Source organism: Mesorhizobium sp. M7A.F.Ca.MR.245.00.0.0, assembly GCF_003997415.1.
Classification (GTDB): Bacteria; Pseudomonadota; Alphaproteobacteria; order Rhizobiales; family Rhizobiaceae; genus Mesorhizobium.
Genome location: NZ_RZTE01000006.1, coordinates 83255 through 99108, shown reverse-complemented (window position 1 = coordinate 99108; position 15854 = coordinate 83255). Strand labels below are relative to the sequence as shown.

At 61.3% G+C, this 15854-nt stretch carries 11 protein-coding genes; 7 read left to right on the top strand and 4 right to left on the bottom strand.

What is annotated here, in order from left to right; genetic code table 11:
• Positions 1-6 precede the first annotated feature (6 nt).
• From EOB80_RS34465 to EOB80_RS09685, 3 genes are all read left to right on the top strand, one after another.
• A complete protein-coding gene (locus tag EOB80_RS34465) occupies positions 7-7479 on the top strand; it encodes an autotransporter outer membrane beta-barrel domain-containing protein (RefSeq protein ID WP_206516801.1) in 7473 nt (2490 codons plus the stop codon).
• A gap of 110 nt (positions 7480-7589) precedes the next feature.
• Positions 7590-8099 (top strand): invasion associated locus B family protein, encoded by a 510-nt coding sequence (locus EOB80_RS09690; protein WP_245466325.1) that lies wholly within the window; start codon positions 7590-7592, stop codon positions 8097-8099.
• Between the two features lie 39 nt (positions 8100-8138).
• Positions 8139-8387: a hypothetical protein gene (locus EOB80_RS09685; RefSeq protein WP_127327476.1), complete on the top strand. Its 249-nt coding sequence runs from the start codon at positions 8139-8141 to the stop codon at positions 8385-8387.
• A gap of 276 nt (positions 8388-8663) precedes the next feature.
• Here EOB80_RS09685 and EOB80_RS09680 read toward each other — a convergent pair whose 3' ends face one another.
• Positions 8664-8885, bottom strand: coding sequence for a helix-turn-helix transcriptional regulator (locus EOB80_RS09680; protein ID WP_127327475.1), 222 nt, complete (start codon positions 8883-8885; stop codon positions 8664-8666).
• Positions 8886-9180: 295 nt separating this feature from the next.
• Between EOB80_RS09680 and EOB80_RS09675 the strand changes: the two genes are divergently transcribed.
• Complete coding sequence (locus EOB80_RS09675; protein ID WP_127327474.1) at positions 9181-9699, top strand: helix-turn-helix transcriptional regulator; 519 nt, start codon at positions 9181-9183, stop codon at positions 9697-9699.
• Between the two features lie 51 nt (positions 9700-9750).
• Here EOB80_RS09675 and EOB80_RS09670 read toward each other — a convergent pair whose 3' ends face one another.
• From EOB80_RS09670 to radC, 3 genes are all read right to left on the bottom strand, one after another.
• Positions 9751-10194 (bottom strand): hypothetical protein, encoded by a 444-nt coding sequence (locus EOB80_RS09670; protein WP_127327473.1) that lies wholly within the window; start codon positions 10192-10194, stop codon positions 9751-9753.
• Positions 10195-10562: 368 nt separating this feature from the next.
• The gene (locus EOB80_RS09665; protein WP_127327472.1) at positions 10563-11816 is read right to left on the bottom strand and encodes a site-specific integrase; all 1254 of its coding nucleotides are present in this window, start codon (positions 11814-11816) and stop codon (positions 10563-10565) included.
• A 147-nt stretch (positions 11817-11963) separates the two neighbouring features.
• A complete protein-coding gene (gene radC / locus EOB80_RS09660; RefSeq protein ID WP_127327471.1) occupies positions 11964-12623 on the bottom strand; it encodes a DNA repair protein RadC in 660 nt (219 codons plus the stop codon).
• 231 nt (positions 12624-12854) lie between these two features.
• Here radC and EOB80_RS09655 point away from each other — a divergent pair, with 231 nt between their 5' ends.
• From EOB80_RS09655 to EOB80_RS09645, 3 genes are read left to right on the top strand one after another with little or no spacing between them, the layout of a single operon-like run.
• On the top strand, positions 12855-13712 hold the full coding sequence (locus tag EOB80_RS09655; RefSeq protein WP_127321127.1) for a MipA/OmpV family protein: 858 nt from the start codon (positions 12855-12857) through the stop codon (positions 13710-13712).
• 41 nt (positions 13713-13753) lie between these two features.
• Positions 13754-14515, top strand: a complete 762-nt coding sequence (locus EOB80_RS09650) for a response regulator transcription factor (RefSeq protein ID WP_032900681.1) — start codon at positions 13754-13756, stop codon at positions 14513-14515.
• Positions 14512-15837, top strand: coding sequence for a HAMP domain-containing sensor histidine kinase (locus tag EOB80_RS09645; RefSeq protein WP_127327470.1), 1326 nt, complete (start codon positions 14512-14514; stop codon positions 15835-15837). The genes EOB80_RS09650 and EOB80_RS09645 overlap by 4 nt, the downstream gene beginning before the upstream one ends.
• Positions 15838-15854: the final 17 nt, after the last annotated feature.

Genomic DNA, 15854 nt, shown 5'->3' with positions numbered 1-15854 from the left:
GCAACGTTGGACCTGAACAATTTCAACAATACCGTCCTTTACATCAGTCAGATTAACCTGGGCGTTACCGGCGGCAACATCACGCTTGGCAACGCGACACTCACCATCAGTGACGGCAGTGGCGGGAACTACAATGGTGCGATCAGCGGCAGCGGCGGACTGGTGAAGAACGGCGCCGGCGCGCAGTCGCTGTCCGGCGGCGCCAGCAGCTACAGCGGTCCAACCGTTATAAACGGCGGCATCCTTGCGGTGGCAAAACTCACCAACGGCGGCAGCAACAGCTCGATCGGAGCCTCGGGCTCGGCTGCGAGCAATCTGGTCCTCAATGGCGGCGTGCTTCGCTACAACGGCACCGGCGACAGCACCGACCGGCAGTTCACGCTCGGCCCCAATGGCGGCGGGCTCGACGCCTTTGCCTCGGGCCCAGGCCCCATCAACTTCACGAGCACCGCGCCTATCACCATGTCAGGCAACGGCAACCGGACGCTGCAACTCTCGGGCCTCAGCACTGCCGACAACTCGCTTTCCGCGCGCATCGACAATCCTACCGTTGGCACCACGGCGCTCACAAAAACCGGCACTGGCACTTGGGTGCTCAAAAACCAGTCCAGCACCTATACAGGCATAACGACTATCAGCGGCGGCGTGCTTGCTGTCGACAAGCTGGCCAATGGCGGCCAGGCCAGTTCGATAGGCCAGTCGTCGAGCGCCGCCGCCAACCTCGTGATCGGCACCGGCTCTACGTTGCGTTATACCGGCACCGGCGACACCACCGATCGCCTGTTCACATTGCAGACTGGTGTCAGCTTCATCGAATCCTCGGGCACCGGCGCGGTTGTCTTCAGCAATACGGGCTCGGCACTTAACACCGGCAACGGCAACCGGACGCTGGCTCTCGGCGGCACCAACACCGGCCTCAACACGATGGGAGGCTCGATCGTCGATGGTCCCGGCGGCCTGACCCAACTTGCCAAGAACGATTCCGGCACATGGGTGCTGACCGGCAACAACAGTTACAGCGGCAGCACGATCATCAATGACGGCAATCTGATGATCGGTAACGGCGGCACCACGGGCAATGCCGGCACCGGCAATGTGGTCGTCGTGAATTCGACCTCGACGCTGTCGTTCAACCGAAGCGACACATTCAACTTCGCCGGCAGCTTGAGTGGCGCCGGCAATATCGCCCAGATCGGCCCAGGCACCACCAGGCTGACCTCCGCGGTCGATAGCAGCATTGGCGGCACAACGCGGGTCGACGCTGGTACGCTGCAGCTTGCGAGCAACCTGACGAGCAGCGGCGGAACCACCGTGAATGCCGGCACGCTTCAGGTCGATGCGGGCAAGACGCTGACGACACCAACACTGGCCATGAATGCCGGTTCGACGCTGACCGTGAACGGCACGGTCGGGGCCGCCGCCGGCGGCCCTGCGGTCTTGACCGGCGTTGCAGGGGCGAGCGCGATCAACATCAATACGGGGGGCACGCTGCGGGGCAATGGTGACCTCGGCGGCGGCAACGATGTCGTGAACGTCTCGGGCACGCTCGCCACGGGTGCCGCGGCGCTCAACCTGGGCGCCGGCAACGATACGCTGGTGCTCAACGACACCGCGGTGCTCAGCGGCGTTGGCGTCAACGCCGGCACCGGCGGCCAGAGCGGCGTTGGCGATACGCTGCAGGTGGTCACCAACGCTGGGCGTACCCTCGATAGCGCGAACGTCACCAACTTCGAGAGCCTGCTCAAGCAAGGCGCCGGCACGCTGACGCTGACCGGAGCGCATAGCTACACCGCCGGCACGACCATCTCGGCCGGCACGCTGCAGGTCGGCAACGGCGCGATCGACGGCGCGCTTACGACGCCGACGGTGGCGAACAACGGCGTGCTCGCCTTCAACCTGAACAGTGATTACACCTTTGGCGGCGTGATCTCGGGCAGCGGCGCGGTGAACAAGCTCGGCACCGGCACGACGACGCTGACCGGCACCAACACCTATGGTGGCCAGACCAATGTTCAGGCCGGCACGCTGTTGGTCGACGGCAACCAATCGGGCGCCACCGGCGCAACCCTTGTCTCGGGCGGCGCGACACTGGGGGGCACTGGCACCATCGGCGGCAGCATCACGGTCGCCGATGGCGGCACGCTCAGCCCCGGCGACGCGGGCAATGCCCCAGGCACGCTGACCATCAACGGCAATTTGTCGTTGGGCAATTCGAACCTCAACGTCAATTTCGGCCAGGCCAATGTGCCTGGCGGCGCGCTCAACGACCTGGTCAATGTCGGGGGCAACCTGACCCTCGACGGGACGCTGAACGTGACACAGAGCGCAGGCGGCAATTTCGGCCCCGGCGTCTACCGGGTCATCAACTACAACGGCTCGCTGACAGACAACGGCCTCAACGTCACGGATCCCAACTACGTCGTGCAGACGTCGGTGGCCAATCAGGTCAACCTGGTCAATTCGGCGGGGCTGCAGCTCAGCTACTGGGACGGCGACGCCGGTCCGCATTCCAACAGCATCGTCAATGGCGGCAACGGCACCTGGCGCGCCGCCGGCGACCAGAACTGGACGGAATCGACCGGGCTCTTCGCCGCTCCCTTCGCCAATGCCAGCTTCGCCATCTTCCAGGGAACCGCAGGCACCGTGACGGTCGACAACACCAACGGCCAGGTCGGCGTTGCCGGCATGCAGTTCGCCACCAATGGCTATGTGGTGCAGGGCGGAGACATCGCGCTGGTCAATGCGCAATCGATCATCCGCGTCGGCGACGGCTCGGCGGCGAGCGCTGGCTATACGGCAACCATTGCCTCGAGCCTCACCGGCACTGGGCAACTGGTCAAGACCGACGCGGGCACGCTGATCCTCACCGGCGCCAACAATACCTACAGCGGCGGCACCGCCATCAATGGCGGCACGGTGCAGATCGATGCCGACGGCAAACTCGGCGACTCTGCCGCACTTCTTTCGCTCGACGGCGGCACACTGCACACCACGGCCAATGTCGTTGCCGCGCGTTCCGTGGTGCTCAACGCCGGCGGCGGCACTTTCGATACCGACAATGCGACCAGCCTGTTTCTCGGCAACACGATCGGCGGTGCTGGCGCCCTGACCAAGGAAGGCGGCGGCACGCTCAACCTGACCGGCGCCAACACCTATCAGGGTGGGACGTTCATCAATGGCGGCACGGTCCAAATCCTGGCCGACGCCAATCTTGGCGATGCGGCCGGAAAGGTCACCGTCGACGGGGGGACGCTCCATGTAGCCGGAGTGGGTTTCTCGTCCGGACGAGACGTAACGCTCAACGCCGGGGGCGGCACGATTGCGGTTGACAATTTCGTGAACTGGGGCGGCTCGATAGACGGGTCCGGTGCACTTACGTCGGCGGGCGGCTTTCTCGCGCTGAGTGGCGATAGCACCTATACTGGCGGCACAACCATTGCTGGCGGAATTCTGCAGCTCGGCAACGGTGGCACAACGGGCTCGATCCTGGGCGATGTTGTCAACAACGGGGCCATGGCTTTCGACCGCTCAAACCTGTACAGTTTCGACGGCGTGATCTCCGGCGGTGGCGAAGTCGTGCAGGTGGGCGTCGGCACCACGGTCCTAACAGCTGATAACAGCTATACCGGGACAACTTCGGTCCTGGGCGGTTCCCTCTACATCAACGGCGACCAGAGCGCGGCGACCGGACAAACGGCTGTCAACGATGGGGGCACGCTGGGTGGCAATGGCATTATCGGCGGCAATGTGATCGTTTTGTCGAGCACGCTGGCTCCCGGTGGTGTCGGCACCATTCCCGGCACGCTCACCATCAATGGCGACCTTTTGCTGGCCGGTGGCTCTATCCTCGACTATTCCTTCGGACAGGCGGGAGTGGTCGGCGGCGCCTACAACGATCTGACCGTCGTTCATGGTAACCTTACGCTCGACGGCACGATCAATGTCACGGAAGCCCCCGAAGGCAATTTCGGACCGGGCATCTATCGCGTCATCAGCTATGACGGAACGCTTGCGGACAATGGTCTGAACACGACGTCGCCCAATCACGTGGTGCAGACGTCCGTTGAAGGACAGGTCAATCTCGTAGATATCAGCGGCCAGACCCTCAATTTCTGGGACGGCAACGCCGGTCCCAAGAGCAATGACGTCGTTAACGGAGGGGACGGCACCTGGCGGGCCTCCGGAGACGACAACTGGACCGACGCGAACGGCAACCTGAACGCTGCCTTCTCGAACGGCAGCTTTGCGATCTTTGCCGGTAGCTCCGGCCTCGTCACCGTCGACAACACGAATGGCCAGGTTCAGGCTGCAGGGATGCAGTTCGCCACCAGCGGCTACGCAATCCAGGGGCAGGATATCCAGTTGCTCGGACCGCAGTCGACCATCCGCGTTGGCGATGGCACGCTGCCCGGCGCCGCCTACACGGCAACGATCGCTTCCAACCTCACCGGCGCCACCCAGCTGGTGAAGACGGATCTTGGCACGCTGGTGCTTGGAGGCACCAACAGCTACACCGGCGGCACGGCCATCAAGGGTGGCACACTGCAGGTGTCGGCCGATGCCAATTTTGGCGACACAGCTGGCAATCTGAGCCTGGACGACGGCACAACGCTGCAGACCACCGCGGCCTTCTCCTCGGCGCGCAATGTCACTCTCACTTCGGGTACCGGCACTGTCCAGACCGATGCGGCGCTTACCCTCTCGGGCTTGCTCACCGGGGCTGGCGGTTTGAACAAGACGGGTGTCGGAGCACTCACTCTATCCGGGACCAACAGCTATGCGGGGCCAACCACGGTGGCGGCCGGTCGACTCTATGTCGATGGCGACAACAGCGCGGCGACCGGCCTTGTATCGGTCGCGAGCGGCGCAACGATCGGCGGCAAGGGCTCGATCGGTGGCGATGTGACCGTCGCCGACGGAGGAACACTGTCGCCCGGCTCGGCCGACGGCACACCGGGCACGCTGGCGATCGCCGGCAACCTCAATCTGTCGAGCGGCTCGGTCCTGAATTATTCCTTTGGACAGGCTGACGTCGTCGGCGGAGCTCGCAATGACCTGACGACAGTGGGCGGCAATCTCGTCCTCGACGGCACGCTCAACGTCACCACCAGCGCAGGCGGCACCTTCGGCCCCGGCGTCTACCGCGTCTTCAGCTATGACGGCACGCTGACCAACAACGGTCTTGCCGTCGGCACGATCCCGTCGACTGGCTATTCGATCCAGACCTCGATCGATCACCAAGTGAACCTCGTCAACACAGAAGGTCTGACGTTCAACTTTTGGGACGGCAATGCCGGCCCGAAAAACAACGGCGTGATCAATGGCGGCGACGGCGTCTGGCAGACTTCGGCCGGCAACGACAACTGGACCAACGAGACCGGCACGGTCAACGCTCCCTTCGCCGACGCTTCCTTCGCCATCTTTGCCGGCCAGGCCGGCACGGTGACAGTGGACGACGGTTTGGGCCAGGTGACAGCCTCCGGCATGCAGTTCATGACCGATGGCTACGTTGTCCAGGGCGGCGGCATCGAGCTCACCGGACCATCTAGCAGCATCGTCGTCGGTGACGGCACGGCGGCTGGCGCCGGAATGACGGCGACGATCGCCTCGGTTCTTTCGGGCGACGCACAGCTGGTTAAGTCCGACCGCGGCACGCTGGTGCTGACCGGGACCAACACCTACACCGGCGGCACCGCGATCAATGGCGGCACGTTGCAGGTCTCAACTGACGCCAATCTGGGCGACGCCGCCGGCGGGCTCAGCTTCGACGGCGGCACGCTGCATACGACCGACAGTTTTGCCACCTCGCGCGCGGTCAATGTGATGAGCTCCGGCACCATCTCCACCGCAGCCGCCACGACCTTGACACTGAACGGCGCGTTGACCGGTTCGGGTGCATTCACCAAAGCCGGAGATGGTACCCTTGTGCTGGCCTCGGGGGGCTCCGCTTTCGCCGGTCCGACCGCCGTGCAGCAGGGCACTCTGGCGGCCGGCGCCACCAACGCGCTTGGTGCGGCCTCGGCATATACGATTGCGTCCGGCGCAACGCTCGACCTCGGCGGCTTCAACCAGACCGTGGCCTCGCTCGGCAATGCCGGGTCGGTACGGTTGGGCACCGCGCCCGGAACGACGCTGACCATCAATGGCAATTACACTGGGAACGGCGGAACCATCTTCCTCAATGCCGCGCTCGATGGCGATGCTTCGACCACCGACAAGGTCGTCATCCATGGCAGCACCTCCGGCACCGGCATTCTTGCCGTCGCCAATGTCGGCGGGGCAGGGGCGCAGACTGTCGAGGGAGTCAAGATCGTCGATGTCGACGGAAGCTCGGCCGGTGCCTTCTCGCTGGCCGGCGACTATGTCTTCCAGGGCGATCAGGCCGTGGTCAGCGGCGCCTATGCCTACCGGCTCTACCAGAATGGCGTGAGCACGCCGACGGACGGTGACTGGTATCTCCGTTCGGCGCTGATCAATGGTTCGCCGAACCCGCTCTATTCGCCGGCCGTACCGATCTATGAAGCCTATCCGGGCGTCCTGCAAAGCCTCAACGAACTGGACACGTTGCAGCAGCGCGTCGGAAACCGCTCGTGGGTGGGTGCCGCTCAAGGCGCCGACGAGATCGGCAGCGTTCCGACGCAGAACGCGATCTGGGCACGCATCGAGGGCGCTCACACGAAGCAGAGCCCCGATAGCGCCACAACGGTCTCGGACTATGACGTGACGACATGGAAGTTGGAGACCGGGGTCGACGGCCTTCTCTATGAAGATGCCACCGGCATCCTGCTTGGCGGTGTCTCTTTCCACTACGGCACGGCTTCCTCGGACATCTCCTCCATCTACGGCGTCGGCTCAATCGATGCCAAAGGCTACGGTTTCGCCGGTACGCTGACCTGGTATGGCGACAACGGTTTCTACACCGACGGCCAGGCCCAGGTGACGTGGTATGACAGCGACCTGAAGTCATCCTCGCTGGGCAGCGAGCTTGCCAAGGGCAATAACGGCTTCGGCTATGCTGTGAGCATCGAAGCCGGCCAGAAGTTCGCGCTCGGGGCCAAATGGACGTTGACGCCGCAGGCGCAGCTCTCCTATTCCTCGGTCAGCTTCGACAGCTTCACCGATCCGTTCGACGCGGCGGTGTCGCTTGACAGCAGCGAAGCGCTGATCGGCCGTGCCGGCCTGTCGCTCGACTATGAGGATGCCTGGACCGGTGTCCAGGGCAAGGTCAGCCGCTCGCACCTCTACGGCGTTGCCAACCTCTACTACGACTTCCTCGACGGCAATGACGTGGAGGTGTCGGGCACCGCACTCCACGAGCACGACCAGCCGCTCTGGGGCGGTGTCGGCCTCGGCGGATCCCTCTCCTGGAACGATGATCGCTACACGGTCTTCGGCGAGGCCTTCGCAAAGTCGAGCCTGAAGGAGTTCGGCGACAGCCGATCGATCGGCGCGAAGCTCGGGCTGAGCGTGAATTGGTAGTGGGCCAGGCGGACGGTTAATAGGAACAATGAGCCCGGTTCGAGTGCGCCGGTTTTGATAGGAATGGATGAAGAATGACCCGTAGGAACTGGGGCAGAAGCCTTTTGCTGGTGGCGACCGCGCTGCTCGTGATGGGGTTTGCGATTTCGGCATTTGCTCAGGAGAAGAGCGGTCTTCCCGGCGGTGCGACTTCACTTCAGGAAAGCTATCAGGACTGGAACCTGACCTGTCAAAGCAGCACATCGGCCGTGGCCTGCGCTGTCTCCCAGCAACAGACGCAGCAGAACGGACAGCGGGTGATGGCTGTCGAACTCAGGCGAAACGGCGATGGGACGTTGGCCGGCAACCTCGTGCTTCCGTTTGGCCTTCTGCTCGACGCCGGCGCCACATTGCAGATCGACGACGGCCAAGCGCTGGAGGCGCTACGCTTCTCGACCTGCGTGCCGGCCGGCTGCATCGTGCCGCTCAGCCTCGGGGAAGAAACAGTGGCAGCTTTGCGGGCCGGTTCGGTGCTGAAGATCAAGGTCAGAAGCACGGACCAGAAGGACGTGGTCCTTCCCGTGTCGTTGAAAGGGCTTGCCCCTGCTCTGGATAGGCTTGGCGTCCTCGCTGGTGCGTGACAACTCCTGCCGGAGCGGGCGTTTCGTAGCGAAAAGCCGATGCTTGCCACTGGTTCAACGAGCACAGCGCTGGGTCGTAATGCGGAGGTCGGCTTTCTTCCTAACTCACAACAGAGCCGTCGGTCCGCTTCCGGCCCCATTTCAGACATCGGGAAAAATCTGGCTGATTCGACGCCATTCGTCAACGCGAGCAAGCAAGTCATTCGAGAGTTGCAACTCGCTCGTGGCCAGGTCTCGAAAGTCGACGTCAATGAGATGTCGCTAACCGCATCCATCGTCATTCTCTAAGCAACAGCGCCAACGAGGCCTCGCGTGCCGGCCCTGGCGACGAGTAGGCCTCGAACTTCTGGCCACGGGCAACTGAAGTCATCAACCAGAATCAGCCAGGACAATGTTGGCACCGCAAGCTTATTGGAGAGCCGGGTGGCGGCGGCACATTGCTACCATGCGTCGCCAGATCGACGGATCAGGACACAAGCTATCTCATGGCCGAGGGAACTGACTACGAACGCTTTTCGGAAAGCGCATCTCACAAGAGGCGCATCGGTCTGCCATTGCAGCTATCTAAATTTCTTCAACGTCGGGTTCGACAAGTTGCACATGGCTCACATCTATTGCCTGAGCCAACTCATAGAGCGTGATGACCGTCGGGTTGCGACGACCGCGTTCCAGACCACTTAGATATTGCTGGCTAAACCCTGAACGCGCTTCCACCTGTTCCTGGGTCAGGCCCTTCTCCCGACGCAAGCGACCGAAGTTTCGGCCCACGAGTTTGCGCATGTCCATGTGCGCAGACTTGGCAATTTACACACTTTGAGTTTATCAACTATAATATGTATTCGCTTTTATGACGTTGGCGATCGTGCCGCGGACGAGACGAGGATCTTCGGGCTGCAAGACCCTACTGGCGATTGGTGCCAGCAAAATGGTATCAAACTCTCTGACCTTTCGGGTAATCCGGATTACCCGAAGCCAAAGGCCACAGAGCCAACTAGGAAGGTTTTGCACTCCCTGAGCATTTGAAAGTTTGGTGAGTTTCGCGGGAGCGTACCGCGACAAACTCTCCAGTCGGGAGTGATAAATGCAGCATCAGAAGGCTTTGCCGGAATCGAAGCTGACCCGATTCGAGGTGTGGGCAAGGGCCGGAATGGCACCTCATCCCGCCGATCAGCATGTTGGTAGGCAGATCGCCACGATCCGCGTGCAGTCGGACGTCTCGCAGGCACAGCTTGCCCGATCCATCGGTATCAGCTTCCAGCAGCTCCAGAAATACGAGACTGCGAGGAACCGCGTGAGCGCATCCATGCTTTACGAGATTGCTAAGTCGCTTGGCGTTCCTGTCAGCCGCTTTTTCGAAGGCCTGCCCGGAAATGACGAGACAAGCCGCAACGCTTCGCCCCTGCCGGTCGATGAGCGCATCGACTTTATCGCCAGCGCGGAAGGCCGGCGCCTGATCGAGGGCCTGATGCAGCTTCCTCCACGGGTGCGTAGTCGCGTGGCAGCCTTAATCGCCGCATTGGGGGAGGAATTGGGGCTCGACGCGAATAGGGACACCAAGGCGACCGTTGAACCCATGCCTGCCGACCGCAAGACGGGTTGATGGACGCTTGCGGCTGTCTCTTAGCAACTTGCGAGTATCGTAAGCAGGCATTCAAAGCCGAGCGGTTCCCATGCCCCAACTTCGCACCGGCCATCTACCGTCTGCGTCCTTGTCCTCTACCTTAAAGTGAAAATCCCTGAATCGTTTCGCCTCGAAGCGTGGCAGCATGTCGGAAAATTGCGCCCTGGTGACTTCAAGGGAGAGGCTCAGCGACGCCAGCTGATCGGCTTCAAAAAGTGCGCCCGCGTCGGGATGTTCTGTCTTCATGGGCGTTGGGGCCATGATCATGACGACGCCAGGCCATCTGAATGCTGCGTTCGGCATGATGAGCGACGCGGCCAGTATGACATAGCTGAACTCGACTGATTGGCGTGGTGGTCCGGGCTGCACGGACTGGCCAAAATTGATGTTGGCTGAGCCAACAATCTCACCACGCCATTCGCCTGCAACAAGCGGCGGCAGTTGAAGACGGTTTGCCTTTTTTCGAACTGTCATTCCCTAGGTTTTGCGTCATGAAGCCGCTCACATCAACACCCGCTGCCCCAAGCCTACGCGAGCTAGCCGCCACGATCGCGAGCTACATCCGTGCGATTTTTATCCAGCAGCGTTGACCAACAGGAAACAGGAGGCCACCATTCGCCAGGCTGCGACATGGTTCGAAGGAATGTCCGTTTTTCCAAAACCGGCTGAAAAACCGGCTGAATTCCAAAAATCAAGCCGGCACCGCTTCGTTGTTGGCGCCAAAAACACTAGTGATTTCAATCGGATGGAATGGCGCGCCCGAAGAGATTCGAACTCCTGACCCCCAGATTCGTAGTCTGTGCCCCAGGTGAAGCTCTATCACTGCCGGCGATGACCGATGGTCATGCAGCTTCCTTGAGTGCGGCTTTACGCTTCTTCTTCATCAGGATCTCGCGGACAAACTTGTCCCACCGCGCCATGGCAGCACGCTTTTCCGGCATATAATTCCAGCGATCGTAGCTCTTGGAACTGACGTCCTGCAGAGTGTGGTTCTGCAATCGGTCTCGGATCTCCTTAGAGAGCCCTGCCTTTCCGGCGAGCGTCTTCCAGGTTCGCCGGAGATCGCGGTTAGTCACGACGGGGATGACCTCGCGATCGCGTTGGCGCCACATGAACGAATAGAGCGTGCCATGGCTGACCGGCCTGGACGGGTCGGTTGCGGATGGAAAAAACCAGCCAAATTCATTCGGCTTGATCGACCCGATAAGTTCGGCCGCGATCTTGGGCACCGGGATGGCGTGAGGCTTTCCATTCTTAGTTTTGGACCAATCGATGATGCGCTCGGCCGCATCCCATTGATCGACGTGTAGCCGAGCGATCTCCTTGACGCGCTGGCCGGTCAGCATAAGAATTCTTACGGCACGCGTGTAAGGGGGATGGACCGGCGCATCGGGAGATTCGAGCCAACGATAGAGACGGATAAATTCCTCCTCGTCCAACCAGCGCGTTCCAACGTTTTTTGGTTCGGTTGGAATACCTGCAGCTGGATTGTAAACGAGACGAAAGCGACGGACCGAGCTTGAGCGGTAGTCATGCTCGGATTTCAGCCCCCAACTGTAGGCCGATCGAATATAGCTGCGAACATGATCGGCCATGGACCGTTTGCCTCGCTGAAAAATCGGACGAATAATGTCCCTGATCTCATCAGGCTCGATGTCGCGGGCAGGGCGGCTGCGACCGAGCGAATCGGCGATCTTGTTCAAGCCCTTTTCGGCCTCCTTCCAGGACGGTTTTCCATCTGCCTTGAGCGACGCGACGTAAGCCTCGAACAGATCGGCGACCGTGCCGGGTCCCGTGTCGCCCGCAATCTTGATGCTGCGTCCCTTCTGGATCATGTTGGCGAAGTCGCGTCTGAAAATCTCGCGGGCTTGGCTGAGACCTATTGACGGATACGAGCCGAGCTTTTTCTTGAGACGCTTTTGGTCTCGCCACTGCTGGGCCATCCAGTCCGCCGTTACGCGGGTCGGCATTGGCTTTATCACTAGAACGAGGCGGCCTGTTCCGTGGCCCTCGCCATCGACAAGGTTCTGTTGCTTTCCGGTTTCCTCGACCTGCTTCAAAGCGCGGCGAATCTCTCCATCGGTAAGGCTTGGCACTGGGGTCTCCCGTAGACTTTCGAGTGGGATCGGCTGACGGGTAGTAGGGGTCTGTGGTTGGGTTTAAAATGGGTTTCGATCCCCCTAGAACCGACCCCAATATGCCACAATGTCCGACTCTTCGGCAAGTCGAAAAAGAAATATGTATCAACGTGCTAAAACGTGATTGTGCGTGATCGAAAAGAAGCGAGTGGGATGGTTGTGGACCAGGATGATGGCGGTGGCCGAGAGTTCGAGGGCGCGCCTGACCACCTCGCGCGGGTAAACGGGCGTATGGTCGACGGTGCCTGTCTGCTGAACCTCGTCGGCGATCAGCGCGTTCTTCTTGTCGAGGAACAGGATGCGGAACTGCTCGCGCGCCTCGAAGGCCATGACCGACCGGCAATAGGCAAGAAGCTGTGTCCAGGACGAGAGGACTTCGCGACCCTGCACCTCTCCGCGCGCCATGCGCTGCGCGGTTGCCGCGACGATCTTGAGATCGAGCGCCACCGCAGGGCCAACGCCCTTGACCTCCTGCAAGAGGCCAACCGGCGCCCCGAGCACTTCGGCCAGCGTGCCGAAGCGCGCCAGCAGCGCCTTGGCCACCGGTTTGGTGTCGGCACGAGGGATCAGGCGAAAGAGCAGAAGTTCCAGAAGTTCGTAATCGGGCAGGGCGTCCGGACCCGCCAGGGCAAAACGCTCGCGCAGTCGGTCGCGGTGACCGAGGTAATGCGGCTTTTCGTCGAGCGTCGCCTTGGCTTTCGCCGCAGGCCGCATCGGCGCTTCGGAGAAGAAACTCCGCTCGTCGTCGTCGTTTGTGTTCCCCATACACCGCCCACATTGCTCCAGCGCAGACATTAGAACTGTTCTGGCCGGGATTGAAACAGTTCTGTTCCCCGATCGCGAAACGCCCCACGGCAGATCGCCATGGCTTTCTCATACAGCAAGATGAAACCACGATTGCGCAACAAAACTTAACATCACTTAACGCATGCGGCCACTTTCACCTGACATGTTGGCGCCATCGGAGGCTCGTTGCCTCGCTATACTGGAGCGCGCATGTTCGCCAAAATTGACTCTGGACTGTTGGCCGGCCGGGCATCTCTCGCGGCCATGGCAATCCTGCTTTCGACGCATTCGGAGGGCGCGCTGGCGGCAGACGCCATTGCGGTGAATTCCGATGATTTTACCCTGCCGCCCGAGCCTTCCCGTTTCGGGCGTTTCGAACAGAAGCTGGCCGACTGGCATGTCGTGCTTGGCGGCGGCGCCATCATCGTCCCCAAATACGAAGGCAGCAATGAGTTCAAGATCATGCCGGTGCCTTTCGTCACGGCGACATTCCTCGACACGGTGACGATAGACCCGACAGGTGCCAACATCGCCGTCTATGAACAAGGACCGTTCGCGTTCAGCGCTCGGCTTGGCTACGAGATGGGCCGCAAGGAAGACGACTCCGACCATCTGCGCGGCTTGGGGGACGTCGACATGGGCGCGACGGTCGGCGTGAAGGCAGCGGCGAAGTTCGGTCCGGCCGAAATATTCGCGCAACTGGACAAGACCATCGGCGGCAGCGATGGCCTTGAGGGCAGGGTGGGGATCGAGGTGACCCGGCCTCTGTCTCAATCGTTGATGATCGGCGCCAGCGCGTCCGCCGTCTTCGCCGACGAAAATTACATGCAGGCCTATTTTGGTGTCACGCCCGAACAATCGGCTCGCTCGGGGCTGGCGCGCTATGATGCCGGCGCCGGTTTGAAGCGCGCCGATTTTTCGATTTCCGCCACATATATGCTCGACGAGAGCTGGATGGTGCGCGGCGAAGCGGGGGTCGGTGTTCTCTTGGGTGATGCTGCCGACAGCCCTGTTGTCCTCGAAAAGATCCAGCCTTCAGGGATGCTTCTCGTCGGATATCGGTTCTGACGCCTACCCAGGCACCAAATGCAGGCTAGACAAACTCCGGAATGGCACAGCAACGGCACCAAAGCGATTTGAGCGCCGAATCCAGGTCGGCCAGGCAAGGTTCGCGCATCCTCATTGTCGAAGACGATCTTGAGATCGCGCGCATGCTGGGCGAGACGCTCACCGACAACGGCATGATCGTGGAAATTGCCGAGAGCGGCGTCCAGATGAACGCCGCGCTTCGCAACCAGAAATTCGATCTCATCGTGCTCGATGTCATGCTGCCGGGCGAAAATGGTCTCAACATCTGCCGCCGTCTTCGTGCCGGAACCAACATTCCGATCCTGATGCTGACCGCGCTCGGCGAGGAAATCGACCGCATCTTCGGGCTGGAAATCGGCGCCGACGATTATGTGACGAAACCGTTCAGCGCGCGCGAACTGACGGCCAGGATACGGGCGCTGCTGCGCCGTACAGCCTATGCTCCAGACGAGCGGGACTGGTCGAAGGTGCTCCGTTTCAACGGCTGGCGCCTCGATCCAATACGCCGGCAATTGCATGACCCCAACAATGCGCGGGTTACGACCACGACGCATGAATTCGACCTGTTGCTTGCGTTTTGTCGCAATGCGGGCCGGGTTCTCTCTCGCGAGGAACTTCTGGGCGTAACCCATGCCGGGCTCGCGGGGCCGATTGAGCGTAGCGTCGATGTCCATATCAGTCGAATCCGCAGGAAGATCGAAAAGGATGCGCGCGATCCGGTGCTTTTGAGGACCGTTCGGTTGGGTGGCTACATCTTCACCGCGACGGTGGAGGAAGCATGAGTGGTATCCTCCGCCGTTTCCTGCCGCAGTCCGTGCGTGGGCAGTTTGTGGCGATCATTTTCATCGCGGTGATCGTGATCATGTTCGTCGGCTCAGTCGTTGAGAGTTTCATCGAGAACGTCGACCTTCCCGCCGCGGAAGATAACGCAAGGCGTGCAGGCGTTGTTGCTGCCTTGTTGCAAGAAACGCCGGCGGAGGCGCGTGGCGCAATTCTGGCGACAGCAAAGCGGGCCGGCTTTGATTTCGAGATATTGCCCAAGGACCAGATACGCGGCATTCCCCAGTCCTATCTGCAATGGCGAAGTGTCGAATGGCTTTTGCGTATCGACAGGGGGACGGTTGATGGACGCTGGCTAAGGATCGGCGGCCGATACGCGTTTGTCATCGACTTGGACCAGCAGGACGTCCTGGCCCATTTCGGCATGCCCGATTCCTGGCTGACATCGGGCCTCGTCCGTGCCTCGTTCTACAGGTTCATGGCTTTCGTCGCCTTGCCCGTGCTGATCTGGCTGTTTGCGGTTTGGGCCGTGACGGATCCATTGAAGCGCATCTCGGCAGCAGTCGGTTCGGCCGAGATTGAGAATGGCGAACAGCTCTTCGTCGAACACGGCTCCATTGAAATGGTGGGATTGGCGCGCGCCCTGAACAGGATGAGGACGCGCATCCGCACGATGATCGAAAATCGCACGCGCATGTTGCGCAGCGTCAGTCATGATCTGCGCACGCCGTTGACGCGGCTGCGGCTTCGCGCCGAGCGTATGGATGATGGCCCCATCCGAACCGCAATCCTGTCCGATGTCCAGCACATCGAAATCTTGATCGACGAGACCCTGACCTATCTGCGCAACGATGTTTCGACGGAGAAGCTGCAGCTCGCCGACATTGCCAGCGTTCTGCAAACCGTCTGCGCCGAGTTCTCCGATGTCGGATTTCCTGTCTCATATTCCGGGCCGGACCGGCTCCTGGGCTGGTGCAAGCCCAATGCATTGGCGCGTGCGATCGCCAATCTCTGCGACAACGGGGTCAAATTCGCTGGCAACGTCACGGTCGCCTTGACGGCGACCGGCACGGCGGCGCGCATCACGGTAGGGGACGACGGGCCGGGTATTCCGATGACGGCACGCGCCCGTGTTTTCGAACCATTCTTCAAGGAAGACGCGTCGCGCGGCATTGCATCGAAGCATGGCTTCGGTCTGGGCCTGTCGATTGTTGCCGACATCGTCCAGGGTCACGGCGGCAGGATCGAATTGGAGGACAACCAGCCCAGCGGACTGGTCGTCACCATCGACCTGCCGAATGCCGCTGGCGTGCAGTCGGCATAGACGGCCTCCTGCCGGGC